The organism is Methylobacterium sp. 2A, assembly GCF_009806555.1.
Taxonomy (GTDB): domain Bacteria; phylum Pseudomonadota; class Alphaproteobacteria; order Rhizobiales; family Beijerinckiaceae; genus Methylobacterium.
In genome coordinates, this window is record NZ_VUOK01000026.1 from 1 (window position 1) to 24,937 (window position 24,937).

Annotated in this window: 23 protein-coding genes and 1 other annotated feature; of the genes, 11 read left to right on the forward strand and 12 right to left on the reverse strand. The window is 69.4% G+C overall.

All coding sequences use genetic code 11. The features are described from left to right. Window positions 1–78: 78 nt before the first annotated feature. From FVE89_RS13725 to FVE89_RS13735, 3 genes are all read right to left on the reverse strand, one after another. Window positions 79–378 carry a hypothetical protein gene (locus tag FVE89_RS13725; RefSeq protein WP_160534500.1) on the reverse strand — a complete coding sequence of 100 codons (300 nt, stop codon included), beginning with the start codon at window positions 376–378 and terminating at the stop codon, window positions 79–81. Between the two features lie 109 nt (window positions 379–487). After that, window positions 488–766 (reverse strand): MSMEG_0570 family nitrogen starvation response protein, encoded by a 279-nt coding sequence (locus FVE89_RS13730; RefSeq protein ID WP_160534501.1) that lies wholly within the window; start codon window positions 764–766, stop codon window positions 488–490. After that, window positions 759–1,973 (reverse strand): MSMEG_0565 family glycosyltransferase, encoded by a 1,215-nt coding sequence (locus FVE89_RS13735; RefSeq protein WP_342389639.1) that lies wholly within the window; start codon window positions 1,971–1,973, stop codon window positions 759–761. The genes FVE89_RS13730 and FVE89_RS13735 overlap by 8 nt, the downstream gene beginning before the upstream one ends. Before the next feature lie 357 nt (window positions 1,974–2,330). Between FVE89_RS13735 and FVE89_RS13740 the strand changes: the two genes are divergently transcribed. From FVE89_RS13740 to FVE89_RS13770, 7 genes are all read left to right on the forward strand, one after another. After that, a complete protein-coding gene (locus FVE89_RS13740; protein WP_160534604.1) occupies window positions 2,331–3,101 on the forward strand; it encodes an SGNH/GDSL hydrolase family protein in 771 nt (256 codons plus the stop codon). 193 nt (window positions 3,102–3,294) lie between these two features. Next, entirely contained in the window at window positions 3,295–3,825 is a 531-nt protein-coding gene (gene hslV / locus FVE89_RS13745) for an ATP-dependent protease subunit HslV (RefSeq protein ID WP_160534605.1), read from the forward strand. A 139-nt stretch (window positions 3,826–3,964) separates the two neighbouring features. Then, window positions 3,965–5,635, forward strand: a complete 1,671-nt coding sequence (locus FVE89_RS13750) for a methyl-accepting chemotaxis protein (RefSeq protein WP_160534503.1) — start codon at window positions 3,965–3,967, stop codon at window positions 5,633–5,635. A 60-nt stretch (window positions 5,636–5,695) separates the two neighbouring features. Further along, window positions 5,696–5,751 (forward strand) — a sequence feature (sul1 is cis-regulatory element that is thought to sense ions involved in sulfur or methionine metabolism; They are found in Alphaproteobacteria). A gap of 76 nt (window positions 5,752–5,827) precedes the next feature. Then, window positions 5,828–7,312 carry a SulP family inorganic anion transporter gene (locus tag FVE89_RS13755; protein WP_210254056.1) on the forward strand — a complete coding sequence of 495 codons (1,485 nt, stop codon included), beginning with the start codon at window positions 5,828–5,830 and terminating at the stop codon, window positions 7,310–7,312. Between the two features lie 99 nt (window positions 7,313–7,411). After that, window positions 7,412–8,725 (forward strand): ATP-dependent protease ATPase subunit HslU, encoded by a 1,314-nt coding sequence (hslU, locus tag FVE89_RS13760; protein ID WP_160534505.1) that lies wholly within the window; start codon window positions 7,412–7,414, stop codon window positions 8,723–8,725. 79 nt (window positions 8,726–8,804) lie between these two features. Next, on the forward strand, window positions 8,805–9,914 hold the full coding sequence (locus FVE89_RS13765; RefSeq protein WP_160534606.1) for a Fic family protein: 1,110 nt from the start codon (window positions 8,805–8,807) through the stop codon (window positions 9,912–9,914). Window positions 9,915–9,927: 13 nt separating this feature from the next. Continuing rightward, a complete protein-coding gene (locus FVE89_RS13770) occupies window positions 9,928–10,815 on the forward strand; it encodes a DMT family transporter (protein WP_160534506.1) in 888 nt (295 codons plus the stop codon). 7 nt (window positions 10,816–10,822) lie between these two features. Here the strand turns inward: FVE89_RS13770 and FVE89_RS13775 are convergent, their stop codons facing one another. From FVE89_RS13775 to FVE89_RS13790, 4 genes are all read right to left on the reverse strand, one after another. After that, complete coding sequence (locus FVE89_RS13775) at window positions 10,823–11,224, reverse strand: PTS sugar transporter subunit IIA (RefSeq protein ID WP_091714599.1); 402 nt, start codon at window positions 11,222–11,224, stop codon at window positions 10,823–10,825. 175 nt (window positions 11,225–11,399) lie between these two features. After that, window positions 11,400–11,843 (reverse strand): HPr kinase/phosphatase C-terminal domain-containing protein, encoded by a 444-nt coding sequence (locus FVE89_RS13780; RefSeq protein WP_160534507.1) that lies wholly within the window; start codon window positions 11,841–11,843, stop codon window positions 11,400–11,402. Beyond that, window positions 11,840–13,645, reverse strand: coding sequence for a sensor histidine kinase (locus FVE89_RS13785; RefSeq protein ID WP_160534508.1), 1,806 nt, complete (start codon window positions 13,643–13,645; stop codon window positions 11,840–11,842). The genes FVE89_RS13780 and FVE89_RS13785 overlap by 4 nt, the downstream gene beginning before the upstream one ends. A gap of 17 nt (window positions 13,646–13,662) precedes the next feature. Continuing rightward, window positions 13,663–14,373: a response regulator transcription factor gene (locus FVE89_RS13790; protein ID WP_010682252.1), complete on the reverse strand. Its 711-nt coding sequence runs from the start codon at window positions 14,371–14,373 to the stop codon at window positions 13,663–13,665. 289 nt (window positions 14,374–14,662) lie between these two features. Between FVE89_RS13790 and FVE89_RS13795 the strand changes: the two genes are divergently transcribed. The 3 genes from FVE89_RS13795 (at window position 14,663) to lepA (ending at window position 17,746) form a co-directional block, all read left to right on the forward strand. Beyond that, window positions 14,663–15,463 carry a DUF2470 domain-containing protein gene (locus FVE89_RS13795; RefSeq protein ID WP_160534509.1) on the forward strand — a complete coding sequence of 267 codons (801 nt, stop codon included), beginning with the start codon at window positions 14,663–14,665 and terminating at the stop codon, window positions 15,461–15,463. 60 nt (window positions 15,464–15,523) lie between these two features. Then, complete coding sequence (locus FVE89_RS13800; protein WP_091714603.1) at window positions 15,524–15,724, forward strand: hypothetical protein; 201 nt, start codon at window positions 15,524–15,526, stop codon at window positions 15,722–15,724. Between the two features lie 219 nt (window positions 15,725–15,943). Further along, complete coding sequence (lepA, locus tag FVE89_RS13805) at window positions 15,944–17,746, forward strand: translation elongation factor 4 (RefSeq protein WP_160534510.1); 1,803 nt, start codon at window positions 15,944–15,946, stop codon at window positions 17,744–17,746. Window positions 17,747–17,795: 49 nt separating this feature from the next. Here lepA and FVE89_RS13810 read toward each other — a convergent pair whose 3' ends face one another. The 3 genes from FVE89_RS13810 to FVE89_RS13820 all read right to left on the reverse strand — a co-directional run bounded on the left by FVE89_RS13810 (window position 17,796) and on the right by FVE89_RS13820 (window position 21,145). Continuing rightward, complete coding sequence (locus FVE89_RS13810) at window positions 17,796–18,113, reverse strand: cytochrome c (RefSeq protein WP_160534511.1); 318 nt, start codon at window positions 18,111–18,113, stop codon at window positions 17,796–17,798. A gap of 146 nt (window positions 18,114–18,259) precedes the next feature. Further along, window positions 18,260–19,528 carry a PQQ-dependent sugar dehydrogenase gene (locus FVE89_RS13815; protein ID WP_160534512.1) on the reverse strand — a complete coding sequence of 423 codons (1,269 nt, stop codon included), beginning with the start codon at window positions 19,526–19,528 and terminating at the stop codon, window positions 18,260–18,262. A gap of 114 nt (window positions 19,529–19,642) precedes the next feature. Further along, window positions 19,643–21,145: an NAD(P)/FAD-dependent oxidoreductase gene (locus FVE89_RS13820; RefSeq protein ID WP_160534513.1), complete on the reverse strand. Its 1,503-nt coding sequence runs from the start codon at window positions 21,143–21,145 to the stop codon at window positions 19,643–19,645. A gap of 340 nt (window positions 21,146–21,485) precedes the next feature. On the opposite strand from FVE89_RS13820, the gene FVE89_RS13825 reads away from it, so the two are divergent. Continuing rightward, window positions 21,486–23,246: a hypothetical protein gene (locus FVE89_RS13825; RefSeq protein ID WP_246730740.1), complete on the forward strand. Its 1,761-nt coding sequence runs from the start codon at window positions 21,486–21,488 to the stop codon at window positions 23,244–23,246. Here FVE89_RS13825 and glp read toward each other — a convergent pair. Both glp and moaC read right to left on the reverse strand, forming a co-directional pair. Next, entirely contained in the window at window positions 23,218–24,447 is a 1,230-nt protein-coding gene (glp, locus tag FVE89_RS13830; protein ID WP_160534515.1) for a gephyrin-like molybdotransferase Glp, read from the reverse strand. The two genes, FVE89_RS13825 and glp, sit on opposite strands and share 29 nt — an antisense overlap. Further along, window positions 24,444–24,935 (reverse strand): cyclic pyranopterin monophosphate synthase MoaC, encoded by a 492-nt coding sequence (gene moaC / locus FVE89_RS13835; protein WP_160534516.1) that lies wholly within the window; start codon window positions 24,933–24,935, stop codon window positions 24,444–24,446. Before moaC ends, glp begins: the two co-directional genes overlap by 4 nt. Window positions 24,936–24,937: the final 2 nt, after the last annotated feature.

Sequence of the window (24,937 nt, forward strand, 5' to 3'; positions counted from 1 at the left end):
CCGGGTCCGGGGTTGCAGGCGTCGCAACCACAGCCTCGCTCGACACCCTCGGATGGACAACCTCCATAGCAATGACATCTAGAAGTCCTCGCCCGGCCAGTCGCCCGGACCGGGCTCGTAGCAGGTATAGCCGATCAGGCAGTTCGGGTTGTCGCGGGTCGGGCGGAAGGCGCGCTTGGCGATCTCGGTCGGCTCGCAGAACGACCGGTCACGCACGAACCGGTCGTAGGTCAGGCCGCCCGTGCCCAGGACGAGGGCGCCCCGCGCCTGGATCAGCCGCATCGTCTGCTGACAGGTCATCGCCGTGCTGGAGGGCCGCGGCTGCGCCCCGACAGGCGTCGCGGCGAGGACGAGCGCCGCAGCAATCCGGGTCACCATGGCGTTCCTCGATCTTCCGCGAGCCGTCCGCCAGCCTTCCGGCGCGGACCTGACGACAACCCGCGCCCCCGCGGTTTTGTCCCCGGCCCTCCGCGCCGGCGCGCTTCGATCACTCCTCGAAGGACTCGACGTAGACGGTTCCGGCCTCCTGGCGTCGCGCCGCCTCCTCGATGCGGGCGAGTTGCGCCTGGGCCCGCCCGCACGGGAAGCCGAAGCGGGCGCGCACGCGCTCGCTGGCGATGCCGAGGGCGAGGCGGCTCAGGCTCACGAATTCATCGACCGGGTAGTCCTGCCCGACCGCGAGGTGATCCTTGATGACGAGGGAGGGCGAGTAGCAGGCCTCGCGGGACCCGTCCGGCCAGCGGATGTGGAAACGCATCTCAGGCATCGGTGGACATCCGCGTGATGTTCCAGGCCGCGGCCCCGGTCGCCGGCGGCGCGACCGGCCCGGGATCCTGCCGGAGTGCCGCATAGGACGGCAGGTGCCGCGCCGCGCAGGCCGCCCAGATATGGGCCCGGGCCACCTCGAGCCCCGCATTGCGCAGGCGCGCGCGCCGGGCCGGCTGCAAACTCTCCCGCATCGTTGCCGCGAGGGCGTCGACATCCTCCGGACCCGTCCAGAGAGCCTCGCTCTGGGCCAAGTACTCGGTGAAAGGCGGCCGGCTGGAAACGATCACCGGCGTGCCGCAGGCCATGGCTTCCAGGACACCGTGACCGTAGCCCTCGGAGAGGGATGGGGAGACGAACGTATCGGAGAGCCGGTAAAGCGCCGGCATGTCGGCTTGGGCGACCGGCCCGGTGCGGATCACCGACTTTCCCGGTCCGACCGACAGGCCCGCCCGCTCCAGCGCGGCGCAACAGAGAGCCTCGTACCCGCTCGGCTCGACGGGCCAAGCCTCGCCGGCCACGACGAGTTGCGCGGCCGGGACACGTCGGTGCAGCGCCGCGAAGGCCTCGATGATCGCCAGGACGTTCTTGCGCGCCGCGAAACCGCCGACGCTCAGGAAGACCGGTCCGGGTCCGAGGCCGAGGCGCCCGCGCAGGGCCGCGTCGCCGGGCCCCGGGTCGGGTCCGAACACCGCTCCGTCGACGCCGCTGCCGATCACCTCGGCCTGCGCACCGTACTCGGCCGCCAGCGTCGCCGCCCAGGTCTGGCTGAGACAGAGCAGCCGCCCGGCATCGACGATCGCCCGGTCCTGCCACCGGGCGAGCTGCGGATCCGCGAAGACCTCGGTGCGATGGACCGTGCGCACGAATCCGGCGATGAGTCGGCGGCGTGTCAGCGTCGCCAGGGCGTTGCCGCTGATGCCGCACTGCGCATGGAAAACGTCGAAATCGCAGGCCGCGGGCGTCGAGAAATGCGCCAGGTAATCGGAGATCCGGGCACCGATCAGCGCCGCCCCGGCGCCATGAACCGGTTTGGCGGCAACGGAGACCACGGGGCAGGCGGCATCGCGAAAAAATCCGCGGCCCGTCGGATCGGGGGCGTGAACGACGGCCTCGTGGCCGAGCGCGCACAGGGCTTCGCCGAGGGCCAGGGCATGGCTCCCCGTTCCGCGGGCATCGGTCGAGGGTGTGAGGATCGCGATGCGCACGCTGTCGACCCTGGGGCGGCGCAACACGGTTTGCGGCCGGTCCGGACGCCACGCCCGGAGATCCGACTCCAGTCCCCGCCGCCCTCTCGGAGACCTGTCGGGAGCCCCACGCATCGTCCGTGCCGCGGGCCGTTTGACCGTCCTGATTCGGCGCACCGGTACGGCGCCTCATCTCCAGAGGTAAATTTTGTGTTACGAATTCATCTCGGTTTAACGCTGTGCGCCGAACGGGCCTTTTCAATTCCCTGTGTCAGATTGTATCTGTCGCCCGCGAGTGCCGGAGCTGTCGGTCCCGTGTCCAAATCAGCAAACGCGAAGTCCTCGATCACCCGGGTTGCTCCGCGACCGGTCGGCGGGATGCTGCGCCGTCTCGGTGTACTGTGCGGCCTCCTGGTGCTGCCCACGGCGGTCCTGGCCTATGCTGACCTGTTGCCGGAATCGCTCGATCTGCTCGGGATCGATCTGCGCGAGAGCCCGGATCTTCCGCATGTCGCCCGCCAGATCGCCATCGGTGCTCCGTTGAAGATCGTGGCGTTCGGTTCCTCGTCGACCGAGGGCATCGGCGCATCGAGCCCCGCGAACGCCTATCCCGCCCGTCTTCAGATCGACCTGCGCAAGAAGCTGCGCGGGATGGACGTGGCGGTGATCAACCGCGGCATCGGCGGCGAGCATGTCGACGATATGCTGGCGCGCCTGGACCGCGACGTGATCAAGGCCGAGCCGCAGCTCGTCATCTGGCAGACCGGCAGCAACGATCCGTTGCGCGGCGTCACGGTCGCGCATTTCCGCGAGGTCACGGTGGCGGCGATCCGCCGGATCCGTGAGGCGGGCATCGACGTGGTGCTGATGGAACCGCAATGGTGCCCGAAGCTCGAAGCCACGCCGGGCGCGTCACGGTTTCTCGAAGCCGTGCGCGGCATCGGGGAGGAGTTGGACGTGCCGGTGATTCGCCGCGCCGACCTGATGCACGGCTGGGTGCGGGAGGGGAAGCTCACGGCCAAGCAGCTCTTCGCCTCCGACGGCCTGCACATGGCCGATGGCGGCTACGCCCTGCTGGCCGAGGCTGCGGCCCGCTCGATCCTGGAGGATGCGGGATCGGTCCAGACCCCCGAGGCGGTCGCCGAGTGAGAGGCGCCGCGTGAGAGGCGCCGCGTAGCGCGCACGAAGCGGCCCGGAATCCCAGGCGGGCCGTGACGATCCGGCTGGACGTAGCCGGCGGCGTCCCCCATCTCGACGCGATCGAGAGCGGAGCCGAGCCTTGAGCCAAGACGCATTCAGGTACGACGGATTCAGGTACGACGACCGGGGCTCCGTGCCCCAGATGCACGCCACGACCATTCTGATGGTCCGCAAGGGCGGCCGCGTGGTGCTGGGCGGTGACGGGCAGGTCAGCCTCGGCCAGACCATCGTCAAGGGCAACGCCCGCAAGGTTCGGCGCCTCGCCAAGGGGGCCGTGATCGGCGGTTTCGCGGGTGCCACGGCCGATGCCTTCACCCTGTTCGAGCGGCTCGAAGCCAAGCTGGAACAATATCCCGGGCAACTCACCCGCGCCTGCGTGGAACTCACGAAGGATTGGCGGACCGACCGGTACCTGCGTCGGCTCGAAGCCATGATGCTGGTGGCCGATCGCGACGTGAGCCTGCTCCTGTCGGGCTCGGGCGACGTGCTGGAGCCGGAGAGCGGCGTGATGGCGATCGGCTCCGGCGGCAACTACGCGTTGGCGGCGGCCCGGGCCTTGGAGGACGGGGAGTTGGACGCGGAGGCGATCGTGCGCCGGGCCATGGCGATCGCCGCCGAGATCTGCGTCTATACGAACGGCAATCTGGTCATCGAAGCGCTTGATGGCACCTGATTGCTGGACTCCAGCGGCCCCTTCTGTACTCAGGCCCCCGAATACAGCCGATATCGACCTGAACTGCGCCGTCGGTTAACGGCCTCTTGAGAAATCGGCGATATTTTGCATCCAACTGAGCCCGAGGGGTTGGAGCACAATGAAGATCGGCGGGAAACTCCTGGCCTTTGTCGGCGCCTGCAGCCTGACGACGCTTGTGGTCGCGGGTGTCAGCGTGGCGACGCTGCAAAGCTTCGAGACAGCCCTCTCGAATGTCGAGAGTGCCTCGGTCCGCGCGCTCGACGCTGCGAATTTCAACCGGCTCGCCGCCGAGGTGACGATGGATTCCCGGGGGGTCTACGCCTCCGCCGATCGCGCCGAGGCTGCGAGATACGCCGCCGGCATCCGGAAGGGCCTGGGTGAAATGGCGGCCCTGCGGGCCGATTGGGCGCTGCGGCTGACCGAATCCGAGCGCCCGCTCTTCGACACGATGAGCCGTAACTTCGAAGCCTTCCGCACCCTCCGGACCGACCTCGCCGAGGCCGGTGAGACCGTGAGCCCGCGCGCCGCCGCGGATCTGGGCTTCAACGAGGCCAATCAGAGCAATCGCCGGGCCTTCCAGGCGAGCATCAATGCGCTGGTCGGCCAGGGGCGCACCGAGATGACGGCCATCAAGGGCGACACCCACGCCCTGTTCCAGGCGCGGACGCTGCTGCTCCTGGGCCTCGCCCTGGCCGGTACGCTGATCTGCTGCGTCGTGGGTCTGCTGATCGGACAGCGCCAGATCGCCCGGCCGCTGCGCGCGGTCGCGGAGGCGATCGCGCGCCTGTCGCACGGCGATCATGCACTCCCGTCCGTGAAACCGAGCCGCGACGAGATCGGCGCGATCTGGACCAGCACGCAGATTCTCAACGAGACGTTGCTGAAGGCCGAGGCGCTGCGCAGCGAGCACCAACGCAAGGACGTCGATTCGGCGGCGCGCAAGCGCGCCGAGATGACCGATCTCGCGGATCAGTTCCAGGGCAACATCGGCAGCTTGGTCAACCACTTGGCCGGTGCTGCGACCGGACTGGAGCGGGCCGCAGCCACGATGGCCGGCAATGCCGAGCGGACCGGGGCTCAGTCGCAGGCCGTGACGCGTGCCGCCGAGACCACGTCGCACAACGTCGAGGCGGTGGCGGCCGCCACAGAGGAACTCGCCGCCACCGCGCGCGAGATCGGCGTCCAGGTCTCCCAGACCTCCAGCGCCGCCGAGAGCGCCGTCGAGGCGACCCGGCGGACGCGCACCAGCGTCCAGGCCCTCGCCCGCAGCGCCGACGGGATCGGGCAGGTCGTCTCGCTCATCTCGACCATCGCGGGGCAGACCAACCTGCTTGCGCTGAACGCTACGATCGAGGCGGCGCGCGCCGGCGAGGCAGGCCGCGGCTTCGCGGTGGTGGCCACCGAGGTGAAGGATCTGGCGACCCAGACCGCCAAGGCCACCGAGGAGATCGGCGGCCAGATCGCCGCCATGCGCGCCGCGACGCACGAGGCGGTGGCGGCCATCGAGGAGATCGGCGGCACGATCGAGCAGGTCCACGGCATCGCCCTCGGCGTGGCGGCGGCGGTCGAGGAGCAGCAGGTCGCGACGCAGGAGATTGCCCGCAGCGTCGCCGAGGCGGCGAGCGGCACGCGGTCCGTCACCGAGACGATGGCCCTGGTGCTCGGCGCCGCGCAGGAGACCGGCCTCAGCGCCGCGCAGGTCCTTGAGGCTGCGGCCGACATCGCCCGGCGCTCGAACGGGCTCGGCGGAGAGGTTGCGGGCTTCGTCACGCAGGTGCGGGCGGCCTGAGCCCGGCCGCAAGCCCGATGTTGCGTTGCAGCGCGGAGCGCCGTAGGAACACGGCATTCGCAAGGACCCGGTGAAAGCCCGGGTGGCTCTTCCGGCCGCCGATCCGCCGGACCACGCATCCGAGTCGTCCTGATCGTCCGCCCGAGCTGCGGACGTGCGCCTCGTGCGGATTTTTACCCCATGCTACGCAGCCTGTCCGGACCCACGGGCCTTCGCGGCCAATGGTTCTCCAACCTTCGCGGCGACAGCCTCTCGGGCGTCGTCGTGGCCCTCGCCCTCATCCCGGAAGCCATCGGTTTCTCGGTGATCGCCGGGGTCGATCCCAAGGTCGGCCTCTACGCCTCCGTGGTCATCGCCTGCACCATCGCGTTCGCGGGCGGGCGCCCCGCGATGATCTCGGCCGCGACCGCCGCCACCGCAGTGGTGATGGTCGATCTCGTGCGCGAGCACGGGGTGCAGTACCTCTTCGCCGCCACCATCCTGATGGGCCTGTTCCAGATCCTGGCCGGCCTGCTCCGCCTCGGCCGGCTGATGCGGTTCGTCTCGCAATCGGTGATGACCGGCTTCGTCAACGCGCTCGCGATCCTGATCTTCCTGGCCCAGCTTCCGGAACTCACCGGAGTGACGCCGGCGACCTACGGGCTGATCGCGCTCGGGCTCGTGATCATCTACGGATTCCCCCGGATCACCCGGGCCGTACCGTCACCCCTGGTGGCGATCGCGGTGCTCACCGCGGTCACGGCGTTCTTCCATCTCGACGTGCGCACGGTCGCGCATCTCGGTGCCCTGCCGTCGTCGCTGCCGAGCTTCGCGCTGCCGGATGTGCCCCTGACTCCGGAGACCCTGCGCATCATCCTGCCCTACGCGGCGACGCTCGCCGCGGTCGGCCTGCTGGAAAGCCTGCTCACCGCGCAGATCGTCGACGACATGACCGATACCGGCAGCGACAAGAACCGCGAGTGCATGGGCCAGGGCGTCGCCAACATGGCCTCGGCGGTATTCGGCGGCATGGGCGGCTGCGCGATGATCGGCCAATCGGTGATCAACGTCACCTCTGGCGCGCGGGGCCGGCTCTCGACCCTGGTGGCCGGGGCATTCCTGCTCCTCCTGCTGGTGGCCCTCCAGGATCTGCTCGCCGTCGTGCCGGTGGCCGCCCTGACCGCCGTGATGATCATGGTCTCGCTCAACACCTTCTCGTGGCGCTCCCTGGCGCAGCTGCGCACCAACCCCCTGCCCTCCTCGGCGGTGATGCTGGCGACGGTCCTCGTCGTGGTGGCCACCAAGGACCTCGCCATCGGCGTGCTGGTCGGCGTGCTCCTGTCGGGGGTGTTCTTCGCCGGGAAGGTCTCGCGCCTCAGCCGCGTCGCCTCCGAGCTGTCGCCGGACGGCACGACCCGGACCTACCGGGTCACCGGGCAGGTCTTCTTCGCCTCCGCCGGCACCTTCTCCGAGGCGATCGACGTGCTCGAACCGGTCGAACGCTTGGTCATCGACGTCACGGCGGCCCATTTCTGGGACATCTCGGCGGTGGCGGCCCTCGACCGCGTGGTCCTCAAGGCCCGGGCGCGGGGGCGGATCGTCGAGGTCGTCGGGCTGAACGCGGCCAGCGCGACCCTGGTCGAACGGTTCGGGACGCACGACAAGCCCGGCGCCGCGCCGTCGCTTGCAGGGCACTGAGGCGGATACGCCGCCCGCCGCCCCTTGCGCGGGCGCGCGTGCGACCCCATTCCCGGCCAAGGGCCACGCGACTCGGCCGGGAACAGGGATGGTGCAGCGGTGACGACGTTCTCTCCGCGCGAGATCGTGTCCGAACTCGATCGTTTCATCGTCGGGCAGCACGACGCCAAGCGCGCCGTCGCGATCGCGCTGCGCAACCGCTGGCGGCGCCAGCAACTCACCGGCCCGCTCCGCGAGGAGGTGGCGCCCAAGAACATCCTGATGATCGGGCCCACGGGCTGCGGCAAGACCGAGATCGCCCGGCGCCTTGCCCGGCTCGCCAACGCGCCCTTCCTGAAGATCGAGGCCACGAAGTTCACCGAGGTCGGCTATGTCGGCCGCGACGTCGAGCAGATCGTGCGCGACCTCGTGGAGGTGGCGATCGGCCTGACCCGGCAGACCAAGCGCGAGGGCGTCCGCGCCAAGGCCGAGGCGGCCGCGGAGAACCGGATCCTCGACGCGCTCGTCGGGCCGACGGCCAGCGCGGCGACGCGCGACAGCTTCCGCCGAAAGCTGCGCAACAGCGAGCTCGACGACAAGGAAGTCGAGCTGGAACTGGTCTCGAACGCGCCCGCCGGCCTGCCGATGTTCGAGATTCCCGGCATGCCGGGGGCGTCCATGGGGGCGATCAATATCGGCGACATGCTGGGCAAGGCGCTCGGCGGCCAGCGCGGCAAGCCGCGCCGGATCCTCGTGCGGGACGCCTACGCGCCGCTGATGGCCGAGGAATCCGACAAGCTGGTCGACGACGAGGCGCTGGTGCGCGAGGCGATCCGCGAGGTCGAGAACAACGGCATCGTGTTCCTCGACGAGATCGACAAGATCTGCGCCCGCGAGGGCCGCTCCTCCGGCGACGTCTCGCGCGAGGGCGTGCAGCGGGACCTGCTGCCGCTGATCGAGGGCACGACGGTCGCCACCAAGCACGGGCCGGTGAAGACCGACCACATCCTGTTCATCGCCTCGGGCGCCTTCCACGTCTCGAAGCCGGCCGATCTCCTGCCGGAACTGCAGGGCCGGCTTCCGATCCGGGTCGAGCTGCAGCCGCTGACGGTGGACGATTTCCGCCAGATCCTGACCTCCACGGAGGCGAGCCTGATCAAGCAGACCGTCGCCCTGATGGAGACCGAAGGCGTCACCCTCACCTTCACGGACGATGCGGTGGATGCGCTGGCGAAGGTCGCCGTGGAGGTGAATTCCTCGGTGGAGAATATCGGCGCCCGCCGGCTCCAGACGGTGCTGGAACGGGTGATCGACGAGATCTCCTTCACCGCCACCGACCGGTCCGGCGAGACCGTGCCGATCGATGCCGCCTATGTCCGGTCCCGGGTCGAGGATCTCGCGGCCAACGCCGACCTGAGCCGGTTCATCCTGTGAGTACACCGATTCAGACCGTCCTCCCCTATGGTGGTGCGTAGATTAGACCGGCCAATCGACGCATGTTATGCGTCGATTGATGTACATCTCCGACAGGCCCGAGTGGCCGCTCTTCCGCTGGGATGAAGTCGCGCTGCTTTCCCCTTTGGCGGCACTCCGCTACCGGCAGGGTCGCCTGCTGGGTCGTATGGAAGCTCTGGGCTTCTCCCTTCGGGAAGAAGCCATCCTGGAGACACTCACCCAGGACGCCGTGAAGACGAGCGAGATCGAGGGTGAGAGTCTCGCGCGCGATCAGGTTCGGTCATCCCTCGCCAGACGGCTCGGGATCGAGACCGCCGGCTTGGTGCCGTCGAGCCGGCAAGCCGAGGGGATCACCACGGTGGTCCTCGACGCGACGCAGCGTTACACCGAGCCTCTGACCCGCGAACGCCTGTTCGCCTGGCACGAAGCTCTGTTCCCGGATCGGGACGTCGGGCGCCATCCCATCACGGTCGGCGTGTGGCGCACCGACGCGCTCGGTCCGATGCGCGTCGTGTCGGGAGCCGGGCATCGCGAGCGGATCCATTTCGAGGCTCCCCCCGCGGACCGGGTGGATGCGGAGATGACGCGCTTTTTGGATTGGCTCGAAGATCGAAACGACCCGACCGACCAGGTCCTGAAGGCGGCGATCGCCCATATCTGGTTCGTGACGATCCACCCATTCGACGACGGCAACGGCCGAATCGTAAGGGCCCTTGCCGACATGCTCCTGGCGCGCGCGGAAGGAACGGGGCGGCGCTTCTACAGCATGTCGGCCCGTCTTCGAACCGAGCGCAATGCCTATTACGAAACGCTGGAAGCGACGCAGAAGGGCGATCTGGACATTACTCCGCGTCTCGCGTGGTTTCTGCGCGTACTCGATGGCGCCATCGGCGACGCAGAGACGACTCTCGACGCCGTGCTCCGCAAGGAGCGGTTCTGGCGGTCGCTCGACTCCCACCCCGTCAATCCGCGTCAGACAATGATGCTCAAGCGTCTCCTCGATGGCTTCCAGGGCAAGCTGACGACGTCGAAATGGGCGCAGATCGCGAAGTGCTCGCACGATACGGCCCTCCGCGACATCGACGATCTCATCGCACGCGGATTGCTCGCGCGGGGGGAGGCCGGCGGCCGCAGCACGAGCTATCAGCTCATTGAACCGCGACTCTGAAGGGCAGCGACTCGTGTTACGCAACAGGTTCGGTGCTGGCGACACGGTCCTCTCGGTCGCCGCCCTCGTGGCCGGGATGATCTCGCTCCAATGCGGCGCGACCTTCGCCAAGAGCCTGTTTCCGGCAATCGGCGCGGCCGGGACCTCGTGCCTGCGGGTCGGCTTCTCGGCGCTGATCCTCATCGCGGTCTGGCGCCCCTGGCGGCGGAGCCTCAGCTTGCGCGAGGCGGGCTGGATCGCGCTGTACGGCGCCGCCCTCGGGGCGATGAACCTGCTGTTCTACCTCGCCCTGGCGCGCCTGCCGCTCGGGCCGGCCGTGGCAATCGAATTCGCCGGTCCTCTCTCGGTCGCGCTGATCGCGTCGCGCCGGGCTTCCGATTTCGTGTGGATCGGCCTCGCCGTTCTGGGATTGCTGCTGCTCCTGCCGATCGCCACGACGGACGGGCTCGACCCGATCGGCGTCGCCCTCGATCTCGGCGCGGCCACGGCCTGGGCGCTCTATATCCTGTTCGGCCAGCGCGCCGGCCGGGTCGATGGCGGTCAGGCGGTCGCCCTGGGGATGCTGACCGCCGCCCTGGTCATCGCACCCTTCGGCGTGGCCGAGGCCGGATCGGGGCTGCTCGCCCCCGCAATCCTGCTCGCAGGTCTTGCCGTGGCGGTGATGTCGAGCGCCCTGCCCTATTCCCTGGAAATGGTCGCCCTTCGGCGCCTCGACCGGAAAAGCTTCGGCGTCCTGATGAGCCTGGAGCCGGCCGTCGCCGCCTGTGCCGGGCTGATGCTGTTGGGCGAGCGAATCAGTTTCGTGCAATGGCTCGCGATCGGCCTCGTCATCGCGGCCTCCATGGGGATCACCGCTGGTTCGCGGCGGCCAGCCCCCGAGACGGCGATTCTGGAGACCTGAGAGGCGTTTACTTGCCCGCCAGAACGCGCGAGGCGACGTTGATATACTTACGCCCGGCTTCCTGGGCGTGCAGCACGGCGTCGCCGAGATTCTCCTCGTCGCGGACGCTGGCCAGCTTGATCAGCATCGGCAGGTTGATGCCCGCCACCACCTCGACCGAGCCGCCGTTCATGCAGGACAGCGCGAGGTTGGAGGGCGTGCCGCCGAACATATCGGTCAGCACCACCACGCCTTCACCGGTATTCACGCGACAGACCGCGGACATGATGTCCCGGCGCCGCAATTCCATATCGTCTTCCGGCCCGATCGTGATCGTCTCGATCTGATCCTGGGGGCCGACCACGTGCTCCAGAGCGGCCTTGAACTCGGTCGCCAGCAGTCCGTGAGTGACGAGCACCATGCCAATCATCGACACGTGTTCCAACGTCCTGTGTGTGCCGCCATGTTGTGCATCGCACAGCCCCCCACAAGGCGAACGCGACTTTTTTGCCCGGACATCCCTGCGATCATGGCACGGCTGCCCCGCGCACGCCATGGGGCAACACCACCGGTGCGCGATTCGGAGCGCCTGTGCGGCTGCGAAGTCACGGCCGGGACTTTTGCAGTGCCGCACGGATGAGAAGCGGGGCCAAGCCGGCCGCGCGGACACCCCGATCGAGAACGAGCCGCGGACGCGGGATACCCATGAGATCCGCCGGCTTCGGCGGTTCCGGCAGGCGCGGCGACGCCTCCACGAGATCGATCACGAGGTCCAGCGCCGCCTCCGCGCAGGATGCGAGGCCCAGTTCCGCCACCGACAGGATGCCCTGCCCCCGCACCTCCACCTGTCCGGCGAGCGCAGGATGGGCACGTGCGAGGACGCGGCCGCCGCGGAGGTCGCAGACGACCCGGTCATCCGCCACGAAGGCGCCGTCCGCCTCCGTGGCGAGCAGCAGCGCCAGACTCGATTTGCCAGCACCCGATTCGCCGCGAATCAGGATGCCGGCGCCGCCGAGCACGCAGCAGGCGCCGTGCAGGGTGACCGTCACGCGTGGAGCTGACGGGGCGCGGCCGGCAGACGCACGATGAAGCGCGCGCCGCGCACGGTGGGCTCGCCATCCTCGTCGGGGGCGCCCGGGCGGTTCTCGGCGCGGATGGTGCCGCGATGGGCCTGCACGATCTGCCGGGAAATTGACAGGCCGAGCCCGGAATTCTGGCCGAACCCCTGCTCGGGGCGGTCGGTGTAGAAGCGCTCGAAGATGCGCTCCAGGGCGTGCTCCGGGATGCCGGGCCCCTCGTCCTCGCAGACCAGCTCGACCTCGCCGCGTACCCGGCGCAGCACCACGCGGACCTTCGCGTCGGTCGGCGAGAACGAGCGGGCATTGTCGAGCAGGTTGTTGACGACCTGTCCGAGCCGGCTGTCGTGGCCGATGATCGTGAACGGCGCCTCGTTGTCGAAGGCGGTCGGCTCCACGTCGAGCTGGATCAGGCAATCCTTCGGCCGCCGCCGCTCGTTGGCCACCGACACGACGGTGGTGAGCAGGCGCCGCAGATCGACCCGCCGCGCCTCCGCCCGGGCGAGCTCGGCATCGAGGCGCGAGGCGTCGGCGATGTCGCTGATCAGCCGGTCGAGGCGCTTCACATCGTGCTGGATGATCGCCATCAGCCGGCCGCGCGAATCGTCGGACTTGGCGAGCGGCAGGGTCTCGACCGCGCTGCGCAGCGAGGTCAGCGGGTTCTTCAACTCGTGGCTGACATCGGCCGCGAAACTCTCGATCGCGTCGATCCGGCGGTAGAGCGCCTGGGTCATGTCGCGCAACGCCCCCGACAGGTGGCCGATCTCGTCGGTGCGCTCGGTGAAGTCGGGGATCTCCTCGCGGGTCTTGATGCCCATCCGCACCTTCTCGGCGGCCTCGGCGAGGCGGCGCACCGGACCCGCAATGGCGCCGGCCAGCAGGAACGACAGCACCACCATCACGGCCGAGGCGACGAGGAATACTTGGAGCAGGCCGAACCGCTCCGAGGCGATCACCCGGTCGATGGCGTCGCCCTGGGTCGAGATCAGCAATGCGCCGCGGACCGAGCCGGCCCGATGGATCGGCACGGCGACCGACACGGTGGTCTCGCCCTGCTTGTTGCGGCGCACGAGGCTGCCGCGATTACCGCCGAGCGCCGCCTGGACCTCGCGCAGCGAGTGGCCGTTCTGCGGGCCGGTCTCCTCCGCGGGCTCGGCCCGGCTGCGGAACAACCCGCTCAGCTTGGTCTGGACCGTCTGGAAGGCCGATTCCAGCATCCCGGGCTTGTGCGGTTTGGGCTCCAGCGGGTCCGGCCGGGCGGCGTCGCCGCGTTTGAACAGGGTGCGGGTGTCGAACAGGAGGCCGCCCTCCTGATCGTAGACCCGCGCCCGGTTGCCGGTGGGCGTCACGAGGCGCGAGAGCAGCGGCGCCACCTTCTCGGGGTTGAGCGAGAAGGCGAGTGGTTGTGATTCCTCCTCCACGGCCTCGCCGGCCTGCTGCTGGAGCAGCTTGTCGGGGTCGATCCGGATCGTATCGGTGTCCACCGAGGCCGAGGCCGCGATCGCGCCCGCGATGATCTCGCCCTGGATGGCGAGGCTCTGGATCCGGGCCTGGATCAGGCCCTGCCGGAACTGGTTGAGGTACAGGAACCCGACGAGCAGCGCGATCAGCCCGACGAGATTGAGCACGACGATGCGGCGCGTCAGGCTCGACGAGGCGCGCTGGCCGATCGCGTCCCAGAGGGCGCGGGGCCAGGTCAGCGGGCGGGAGAGGGCTTTTGCCAGGGAGGTGCGGGGTTCGGCCTCCTCGGTCTGGGTTTGTGTGCGAGCGGTCACGCGGCGGATTCCGGAGATCACGCCTCCTTGAACCGGTAGCCGACGCCGTAGAGCGTCTCGATCATGTCGAAGCTCTGATCGGTCACCTTGAACTTCTTGCGCAGGCGCTTGATGTGGCTGTCGATGGTCCGGTCATCGACGTAGACCTGATCGTCATAGGCCGCGTCCATCAGGGCGTTGCGGCTCTTCACGACGCCGGGGCGCTGGGCGAGCGCCTGGAGGATCAGGAACTCGGTGACCGTCAGCGTCACCGGCTCGCCCTTCCACGTGCAGGTGTGGCGCTCCGGATCCATCATCAGCGCGCCGCGCTCGAGCGAGCGGGCGGCGACCTCCTCGGCCCCGCGCGGCGTGGCGCCGGGGGCCTCCTTGGCGAAGCGGCGCAGCACCGCCTTCACGCGCTCCACCAGGAGGCGCTGCGAGAACGGCTTATGGATGAAGTCGTCCGCGCCCATCTTGAGGCCGAACAATTCGTCGATCTCCTCGTCCTTCGACGTCAGGAAGATCACCGGAAGGTCAGATTTCTGCCGCAGGCGTCGGAGAAGCTCCATCCCGTCCATGCGCGGCATCTTGATGTCGAAGATCGCCAGATCCGGCGGGGAATGGCGCAGGCCGTCGAGGGCGGAGGCGCCGTCCGTATAGGTCTGGATGCGGTAGCCTTCGGTCTCGAGCGCGATCGACACCGAGGTGAGGATGTTCCGGTCGTCGTCGACGAGGGCGATGGTCGGCATGCGCGGTCCCTGACTGAACGGGTTCTGGCGCGGTCCCGGCTCAACGCGCAGGCCACGCCGCATCCCGGCCCCCGAGGGGCAGACAAGAGCGCGAACCGGGCGGTTTCGGCGCAACCCGGCGCGCGCAAAGGGACAGGTGCTTTAGTACGGCCGATCGGAAAAAGCGAGCGGCGGTCATAGCTTGGCCGTAAAGGCCGATCTGACGCGGGCCAAACGCCTCGCGTGCCGGCCGCGGCCCCGTTAACGTGACGAGCGCATCGGGCGGCAATTCGCGAGGGGGAGGAACGGCATGAGCGAGGCCATCGGGGGCGAGACCGGCGGAACCGCATCCGAATCGCGGGGCCCCGCCCGGCCGCTCCCGGCCGACGAGGCGCCCTTCGACGCGATCGGCCTCGCCCGGAGCCTGCTGCGCGGCATCCGCTCCGGGGCGCTGGCGACGCTGGACCCGGACGGCACGCCCTTCGCCTCGCTCGTCACCATCGCCACGGATGCCGACGGCACGCCGCTGATGCTGCTCTCGCGGCTCTCGGCCCATACCCGCAACCTGCTTGGCAACCCGCGCTGCTCGCTGCTGTTCGCCCAGACCGGCAAGGGCGATCCCCTGGCCCATCCCCGGCTCACCGTGGTCGGGCGTGCCACGCAGACCAGCGAGGCCCGGGTGCGGGAGCGGTTCCTGGCCCGCCACCCGAAGGCCAAGCTCTACGCCGACTTCCCGGATTTCGGTTTCTTCGCCCTCGATCCCGAGGCGGGCCACCTCAATGGCGGCTTCGCCAAGGCCGCGACGCTCACCCGCGAGCAGCTGCTCCTCGACCTCACCGGCGCCGAGGCCGTGGTGGCCGGCGAGCGCGGGGCCGTGGAGCACATGAACGCCGACCACGCCGACGCGCTCGCGCTCTACGCCGTCGGCAGCGGCGCCGAGGCCGGGCTGCCCTGGCGGCTCACCGGCCTCGACCCCGAGGGCCTGGATCTGATGGCGAATGACCGCACCGCCCGGGTCGTCTATCCGGAGCGCGTCTCCGACATGGGTGCGCTGCGCAAGAGCCTGGTTGCCATGGCCGCGCAGGCGCGCGCGAGCGGTACGCAGGGCTAGGATGCAAGGAGTTCGCGGAAGGGCATGGCGAAATGCCGCCGCGTGCCCCATATCGGCCCCATGAGCGAGACGCAGACAGATACCTACCCCTTCAGCCTCGATGTCGAACCGGTCGGCGAGAGCGGTTCCCTGTTCCAGTGGAGCATCCGCAAGCACGGCAAGCTGCACCAGCGCTCGGACCGGAAGCACCCGACCGAGGCCAAGGCGCGCTCCCACGGCGAGGCCGAGATCGAGCGCCTGATCCGCGACCGCGGCCGCTGAGGCGGCCGGCGCGGCGGCACCATCACCTTCGCGTGCCTGGGCGGGGGCCGGATTGATCCGGTCCCCGTCTTTCCGCGTGTCCGGTGACAGGATGGCGCGTCAACCGCGCACGCGCTTGGCGCCTTCCCGTAGCGCTGCTATCTCGCGCGGGAGCCGCTCCCTACCAGAACGTCCAGACGTCAGACGGTGCGCGCCGGCGCGCGCCCGAACGGAATGCCGATGACAGCCCCGATCGACACCATCCGCAACTTCTCGATCGTCGCGCATATCGACCACGGCAAATCGACGCTCGCGGACCGGCTGATCCAGGCCACCGGGACGGTCGCGCTACGCGACATGTCCGAACAGATGCTCGACTCGATGGATATCGAGAAGGAGCGCGGCATCACCATCAAGGCGCAGACCGTGCGCCTGGAATACAAGGCGCAGGACGGCAAGGATTACGTCCTGAACCTGATGGACACGCCCGGCCACGTGGACTTCGCCTACGAGGTGTCGCGCTCGCTCGCCGCCTGCGAGGGCTCGCTCTTGGTGGTCGACGCCTCGCAGGGCGTCGAGGCGCAGACGCTCGCCAACGTCTATCAGGCGCTCGACGCCAACCACGAGATCGTCCCGGTCCTCAACAAGGTCGACCTGCCGGCCGCGGAGCCGGACCGGGTGAAGGAGCAGATCGAGGAGGTGATCGGCCTCGACGCCTCCGACGCCGTGCCGATCTCGGCCAAGACCGGGCTCAACATCGAGGCGGTGCTGGAGGCGATCGTCACGCGCCTGCCGCCGCCGAAGGGCGACCGCGACGCGCCGCTGAAGGCGCTCCTCGTGGACAGCTGGTACGACGCCTATCTCGGCGTCGTGGTGCTGGTGCGGATCATCGACGGCACGCTCAAGAAGGGCATGACCATCCGCATGATGGGCGCCGATGCGGTCTACGGCGTCGATCGCATCGGCGTGTTCCGGCCGAAGATGGCCGATATCGACGCGCTGGGCCCGGGCGAGGTCGGCTTCTTCACCGGCTCGATCAAGGAGGTGGCCGACACCCGCGTCGGCGACACCATCACCGAGGACAAGCGCCAGACCACCGAGATGCTGCCGGGCTTCAAGGAGGTCCAGGCGGTGGTGTTCTGCGGCCTGTTCCCGGTGGACGCGGCCGAGTTCGAGAACCTGCGCTCGGCCATGGGCAAGCTCCGGCTCAACGACGCCTCGTTCTCCTTCGAGATGGAGACGAGCGCCGCGCTCGGCTTCGGCTTCCGCTGCGGCTTCCTCGGGCTCCTGCACCTGGAGATCATCCAGGAGCGGCTGGAGCGCGAGTTCAACCTCGACCTGATCTCCACGGCGCCTTCGGTGGTCTACCACCTCAAGATGCGCGACGGCGAGACCAAGGAGCTGCACAACCCGGCCGACATGCCGGACATCATGAAGATCGAATCGATCGAGGAGCCCTGGATCCGCGCCACGATCCTGACGCCCGACGAGTATCTCGGCGGCGTGCTCAAGCTCTGCCAGGACCGGCGCGGCGTGCAGATCGACCTCAACTACGTCGGCAAGCGCGCCATGGTGGTCTACGACCTGCCGCTGAACGAGGTGGTGTTCGACTTCTACGACCGGCTGAAGTCGATCTCGAAGGGCTACGCCTCCTTCGACTACCACGTGTCGGATTACCGCGAGGGCGACCTCGTGAAGATGTCGATCCTCGTGAACGCCGAACCGGTGGACGCGCTCTCGATGCTGGTCCACCGCACCCGTGCCGAGTCGCGCGGCCGGGCCATGTGCGAGAAGCTGAAGGATCTGATCCCCCGCCACCTGTTCCAGATCCCCGTCCAGGCGGCGATCGGCGGCAAGATCATCGCCCGCGAGACCATCCGGGCTCTGTCGAAGGACGTGACCGCCAAGTGCTATGGCGGCGACATCTCGCGCAAGCGCAAGCTCCTCGACAAGCAGAAGGAAGGCAAGAAGAAGATGCGCCAGTTCGGGCGTGTCGAGATCCCGCAGGAGGCGTTTATTGCGGCGCTGAAGATGGACGATTGAGCTGCGCCGAGACTCCCCTCCCCCGCAGAGGGGGGAGGGAGACGCGCCCTTATCCCGGCGGCAGCACGTCGATCTGGATTCCCGAATAATACGCCGCCAGATTCGCGATATCGGCGTCCGACAGCTCCTTCGCGACCACGTTCATGATCTCGTTCTGCCGCTTGCCGTCGCGGTAGTCGGTGAGCTGCTTGACGAGATACGGCTCGACCTGCCCGGCGAGGTTCGGCGCCTCCGGCAGCTTCGAGAGGCCGTCCATCCCATGGCAGGTCTGGCAGGCGGTCGCGCGCTTCTTGCCCGCCGCGGCATCACCGGCCTGGGCCGCAAACGGGATGAGGGTGGCGACGATGAGGAGAAGCGGACGGATCATCGGGCGGGCTCGGGCTGCGCAACGGGACTCTCCTCCCCCTTGTGGGGAGGAGTTGGAGGTGGGGGTGGTGCAGGAGGCACCGCTGCGCGCGATCCTGAACCACCCCCACCCTCGATCCCTCCCCACAAGGGGGAGGGAAGAAGTCCTCACTTCTCGTAGGAGATCCGGTAGATCGCCCCGGCGGAATCGTCCGAGACCAGAAGCGAGCCGTCGAGCATCACCGCCACGTCCACCGGACGCCCGAGATACTCGCCGTCGCCGGTGAGCCAGCCCTCCGCAAACGGCTTGACCGACTCGACCTTCCCGTCGGCCCCGAGCTTGGCGAACATCACCCGGGCGCCGATCGGCTGGGTGCGGTTCCACGAACCGTGCTCGGCGATGAAGATCCCACCCTTGTAGGCGGCCGGGAACTGCTTGCCGTTGTAGAAGGTCATGCCGAGATCGGCCGCGTGCGGCGGCAGCTCGGCCATCGGGGCAACCGCGTCCGCGGGGGGCGTCTGGTCCTTGTACTCGACCGTGCGGACGGCGCCGCCGCCGAACCACGGGAAACCGAAATTCTCGCCCGGCTTGGTCGCGTGGTTCAACTCGCCCGGCGGCTTGTCGTCGCCCATGCCGTCGACCTGATTGTCGGTGAACCAGAGGGTCTTGTCGGTGTTGAAATCCATCCCCACCGAGTTGCGGATGCCGGTGGCGTAGACCTCGCGGTTCTTGCCATCGGCGTCGATGCGGATGATCCCGCCGATGCCGGCCTTCTTGTAGAGATCCAGCTTGTCGGCGGGCGGCACGTTGTAGGGCTGGCCCAGCGCGATATAGGTCTTGCCGTCCGGCCCGACCCGGCAGACCCGGGCGGTGTGGTTGAAGCTCTCCTCGGAGGCCGGGATCAACTCGCCCTGCTTGACCAGCACGCCGGCCGCGACGTCGGGATTCTCATAGAAGAATTCGGCGGCCGGGAAGGCCAGCACCCGGTTCTGCTCCACCACGGTGAGCACGCCGTCCTTCGAGAAGCAGACGCCGTTCGGGATCTTGAACTCGATGCCCGGCGCGAAGGCCCGGACCTCGTCGGCGACCCGGTCCTTGTCGCGGTCGGTCACCGTGTAGATCTTGCTCTTGCGCGTGCCGACGAACAGCACACCGGCATTGGGGCCGACCGCGATGGCGCGGGCATCCGGCACCACGGCGTAGAGATCGATCTTGAAGCCGTCCGGCAGCTTGATCTTCGACAGGTTCTTGCGGATCGCGTCGGCGCGCCGGCCAGTCTGCGGAATCTCGGGGGCGGGCTGCGTGTTCGTGCTGTGGAAGCCTTCGAGCTTCTGCAGATCGTCGGTCTTGGCCTTGGTCTCGGCGGGGGCGGCGCCCTGCGCCAGGGCCGGCGCGGCGACGCCCGCCAGCAGCGCGGCGATGATCAATGATCGCATCGTGAAACATTCCTCCCGGCCGCCCTCATGTCGGGCGTGTCCGGAAGCGAACGATAGAGCCGCCTTTTCGACGGACAAGCCGTGCTGGTGACGCGGCGCAAGCCCTGTCGCCGATCAGGCCACCTTGCGCGGCACGAGCCGCTCGCTGCCCAAAGCGGCCTCGGCCCCCGACTCGCCGGCCTCCGTGTACTCGGCATCCTCGTTGACCCGCCAGACATCGTGCCGGCGCTGATTGGCGAGGATGTTCTCCACGGTCAGCATCGCGGTCATCATCGCGTGGTCCTGATTGTTGTACTTGTGCATGCCGTTGCGGCCGACGAGGTGCAGCGTCGGAAAATCCCGCTCCAGCTCGCGGCGGATCGTGGCGACGTGGTCGGCATACTCCTCGTCGTAGACCGGATAGGCCTTGGCCTGCCGGACCACGCAGGCATCCACCACCTCGGCCGGGTCGATCAGGCCGATCTGCCCGATCTCGCGCTTGGCGAGCGCCACGAGTTCGTCGTCCGAGGCGCTCCAGAGCCCGTCGCCCTCGAAGCAGAAATATTCGAGGCCGAGGCAGGTATGGTCCGCATCCGGCACCATCTCGGGCGACCACGAGCGGAAGTTCTGCACCCGCCCGACCTTCACCGACGGATCGTGTATGTAGATCCAGTTGTCCGGAAAATTCTTCTGCGATTTCGCGATGAGGGCGACGGTGAGGAAGTCGCGGTACTTCAGCGCCCGCGCGTTGAAGGTGCTGAGCGGCCGGGGCCGGATCGAATCCACCAGCTCGCGCACCGGGGCCGAAGACACCACGTGGCGGGCCGTGAAGGTCTCGCGGCTGCCGTCGGCGCGTCGGGCCGCCACGGTCCAGATGCCGGTGCCGGGGTCAAAGGTCAGGGAATCGACGCCGCGGTCGAGGAGCACCTTCCCGCCCTGCGCCTGGATCCTGGCGGCGGCGGCCTCCCACATCATGCCGGGGCCGCGCCGCGGATAGCGGAACGACTCGATCAGCGTCTTGATCACCGGTCCGCCCGCCCGAACCGGCTTGCGCAGGCCGAGCGAGCGCTTGATCCCGTCGCGGATCGCCGCGCCGAGGTCGAGCCCTTTGATGCGCTGCGCCGCCCAATCGGCGGAGATGGCATCGCACGACATGCCCCACACCTTCTCGGTGTAGGTCTTGAAGAAGATCGCGAACAGGCGCTCGCCGAACTGGTTGCGCACCCAGGCGTGGAAGGTTTTTGGCTCCCGCACCGGCCGGAGCCGGGCGTAGAGATAGGAGGCCATGCAGGCGGCGCTCGTGAACACGCCGAGGTTCCTCAGCGCCTCGAAGGCCTTGAGCGGATACGCATAGTAGCGGCCGCGATAATAGATCCGCGACAGGCGCGGGCGCTCGATGAAGTCGTTGGGCAGGATCTCGTCCCAGAGATCGACCACCGCCTTGGACTTCGAGAAGAACCGGTGGCCGCCGATATCGAACAGGTAGCCGTTGTGCGAGACCGTGCGGGAAATGCCGCCGACCTGGGCCGGATCGCGCTCGAGCACCGTGACGGACCGGCCGTTCTTCGACAGCAGGTAAGCGGCGGTGAGGCCCGCGGGCCCCGCGCCGATCACCAGCGTCTCGGTGTGGTGGCTCATCCCGTGCTCCGGCGATTCGTGGGTCGCACGACGCGCGCAGCGCCGACCGACCGGAAGGATGCGCAGGCATGGTTAAGGAATCGCTGGCGATACAGGTGTATCGCGCTGGCGGATTCCAATTTCCGGACGGGAATATGGCTGTTCCCGAGCGCTCCCGGGTCGACCGGCGGTATGCGAGCCCCTGGATGCGCCGAGTCTTGACGGGGCGTTAAGCCTGTCGGCGCAACGTCGCGCACGGGGGCCCGGCCGCCCGTCTCAGTCACGCACCATGCCCGCTCCGGCACAGCCGACCGCCCGGCCGACCTCACGGCCGACAACTCGGGTCGAGCCCCGCACTCTCTTGTGGGCGCTCGCCGGTCTCAGCGTCGCCACGATGGTGCCGCCCGCCGACCTGTGGGCGACGGTCCATCACCTGCGCGTGCCGGACACCGACGACGCCATGCGTCTGGTCGAGGTGCGCGATCTCCTCGCCGGCCAGGGCTGGTACGACAACGTCCAGCATCGTTTCCTCGCGCCCGCGGGGGTGCCGAGCCACTGGTCGCGCCTGGTCGATGCGCCGATCGCCGGCCTGATCCTGGCCCTGACACCGCTGGCCGGCCGGAGCCTCGCGGAAGGGATGGCGGCCGTCCTGTGGCCGATGCTGCTGTTCGGGCTGTTCTGCAGCCTGCTCTATCGCGGCGCCCGCGCCAGTTTCGGCAGCCGCGCCGCTCTGCTCGCCCTCATCGCGGCGCCGCAGACCTTCGGGGTGACCATCCAGTTCTCGGCCGGGCGCGTCGATCATCACAACATCCAGATCCTCGCGATCGTCGGCCTCGCCTTCTGCATGATCCGGGGCGGATACCGGTGCGGCCTGATCGGAGGCGGGCTGGCAGCCCTCTCCCTCGCGGTCGGACTGGAGGGACTGCCCTCCATCGCCGTGGCGGCCATGTTCCTCGTCGGAGATTGGTGCCTGCGCGGCCGTCCCGCGCGCCCACTGCTGGTCGGCTTCGGCCTCGGGCTTGGGGCCACCGCGCCGGTTCTGTTCGCCGCGCAGACGGCGCCCGGGCTCTGGACCGTGACGCGCTGCGATGCGCTCTCGCCGCCCTGGCTGTGGCTCGCCCTCGGCGGCCTGCTCCTCGCCGTCTGCGCCGCCGCGGCCGGGGAGCGCCTCGCCGCGATCCCGGCCCGTTTCGCACTCGCCGGCCTCTCAGGGATGATCCTGCTCGCGGGCTTCGCCCTCGCCTTCCCGGTCTGCCTGGGCGGGCCGTTCCCCGACATGCCGCCCCTGGTGCGGGACCGTTGGCTGCTGACGGTGAACGAGATGGCCTCGCTCCCGAAATTCATCGCCCGGGGGCAGTGGGAAGCCCTGGTCTTCTATCCGGTGGTGCTGCTCGCCACCGCCGCCGCAACCTGGATGGCGTGGCGCGGGCCGCAGCGGCGCGCCTGGGCGATCATGGCCGTCCTCCTCTGGCCCGGCCTGATCCTCGGCCTGTTCCAGTTCCGCGGCCTCTACATCGCGTCAGGCTTCGTGCCGCTGGTCGCGGGTGCCATCCTCGACGGCGCGCTCCGGACCGAGCCCGAGCGCCGCGGCGACCTGCCCCGCTGGGGCGTCGCGCTCCTCGGCGGATGCCTCGTCAGCACGCTCTGGATGGTGCCCGCCGTCGTCGCAGGCACGCTGGCGCCCGCCACGCGGACGGCGCCCGATCCCGCAGGCGCGATCGCCTGCCGCAGCCAGGAGGCGCTGACGCCGCTCGACACCCTGCCGCCCGGTACCGTGCTGGCGCCGATCTTCATGGGGCCGGCGATCCTGCTGCACACGCGGCACGATATCGTGGCGGCGCCGTATCACCGGGCCATCCCCGGTCTCGAAGCGGCCATCGAAGGGCTGGGCGGCACGCAAGCGGATCTGGAGCGGGTGCTGACGGAATCCGGAATCCGCTATCTCGTCGCCTGCCCGGCCCGGCCGGCCGAAGACCTTCAGGCGGAGCCGGCCTTCGCCACCCGGCTCGCCGAGGGCGCGGCGCGATCCGACCGGCTGGTTCCTCTGGACCTGCCCGGACCGCTCAAGGTGTGGCGGGTCGTCCCTGCCCCGCTCAGAGCAGGCGCCGATCGAGCCGGATGATCCGGCAGGGATCGCCGGCCCGGGCAGCGGCCTCGTGCGGCGCGCGGATCAGCAGCGCCTCGGCCTGCCCCAGGACCGCCAGCATCGAGGAATCCTGGCGCTGCTCCGGCGTCGCCACGGGCAGCCGTCCCGGCTCCACGGTCAGCCGCGCGCGCATGTAGTCGGCCCGCCCGTCATTGGCCGCGAGATCGCGGCCGAGCACCGCGGGCTCGCTGCGGTCGGCGCCGGCCTGAGGATCGCCCTGAAGCGCGCGGATCGCCGGCACCACGAACAGCAGCCCGCAGACGATGGACGAGACCGGATTCCCCGGCAGCCCGATCACCAGCATGTCGCCGAGGCGGCCGTGCATCAGCGGCTTGCCGGGCCGGAGCGCCACCCGCCAGAAGCCGAGTTCGAGGCCTTCGCGGGCCAGCGCCGCCTGCACGAGATCATGGTCGCCGACCGACGCGCCGCCGAGCGTCACCAGCAGATCGGCCCGGGCCTCGCGGGCGCGTCGGAACGCATCCGCCAGGGCGGCGTGATCGTCCGCCGCGATGCCGAGATCGATGATCTCCGCCCCCGCCTCGGCGGCGAGCGCCCCGAGGGCGAGGCTGTTCGAGGCGACGATCTGGTCCCAGGCCGGCGTCGCGCCGGGCTCGACCAGTTCGTCCCCCGTCGCCAGGATCGCCACCCGCGGCCGGCGCCGGACCGGCAGGCGCGGATGGCCGGCCGCCGCCGCGAGCGCGAGGCGCCGCGCATCCAGGGTGAGGCCCGCATCGAGCAGCGTCTCGCCGGCGGTGAAATCGAGCCCGGCCCGGCGGATGAACCGCTTCGGCTCCACCGGCTCGACCACCCGGACGGACGCGCCTTCAGCCTGCGCGTCCTCCTGGATCAGGATCGCGTCCGCGCCCTCGGGCACCGGCGCTCCGGTGAAGATCCGCACCGCCTCACCGGGGCCGATGGCACCGGCAAAGCCGTGGCCGGCCGCGCTCGTCCCGATCACGCGCAGGCTTGTCCCCGCGACGGACGCCTCGGCGCTGCGGACCGCATAGCCGTCCATGGCCGAGGCCGGGAACGGGGGCTGCGTGCGAGTGGCCACGATGTCGGCCGCGAGCACCCGCCCGGCGGCCTGCGCCAGCGGGACGGTCTCGGTCTCAACCGGGCCGGACACGCTCGCCAGGACCCGCGCCAGCGCCTCGGCGACCGGGATCAGGCCGCTCATGCCGCAGGAGCCCGGTAGGCGCCGGAGCGACCGCCATCCTTGGCGATGAGCCGGATGCCCTCGATCCGCATGCCGCGGTCGACCGCCTTCACCATGTCGTAGACAGTCAGACACGCCACCGAGACCGCGGTCAGCGCCTCCATCTCGACGCCGGTCGGCCCCTGCACCCGCACCTCGGCGGCGATGCGCAGGCCCGGCAACGCGTCGTCGGGCTCGATCTCGACCCGGACCTTGGAGAGCAGCAGCGGGTGGCAGAGGGGGATCAATTCGTGCGTGCGCTTGGCCGCCATGATACCGGCGAGCCGCGCGGTGCCGATCACGTCGCCCTTCTTGGCATCGCCCTCGCGGATGAGCGCCAGGGTCCCGGGCTCCATCACGATGGTGCCCTCGGCCCGGGCGGTGCGGTCGGTGGCGGGCTTGTCGGTGACGTCGACCATGTTGGCCGCGCCGCTGGTATCGAGATGCGTGAGCGTCGTGCCGGGCTCCATCG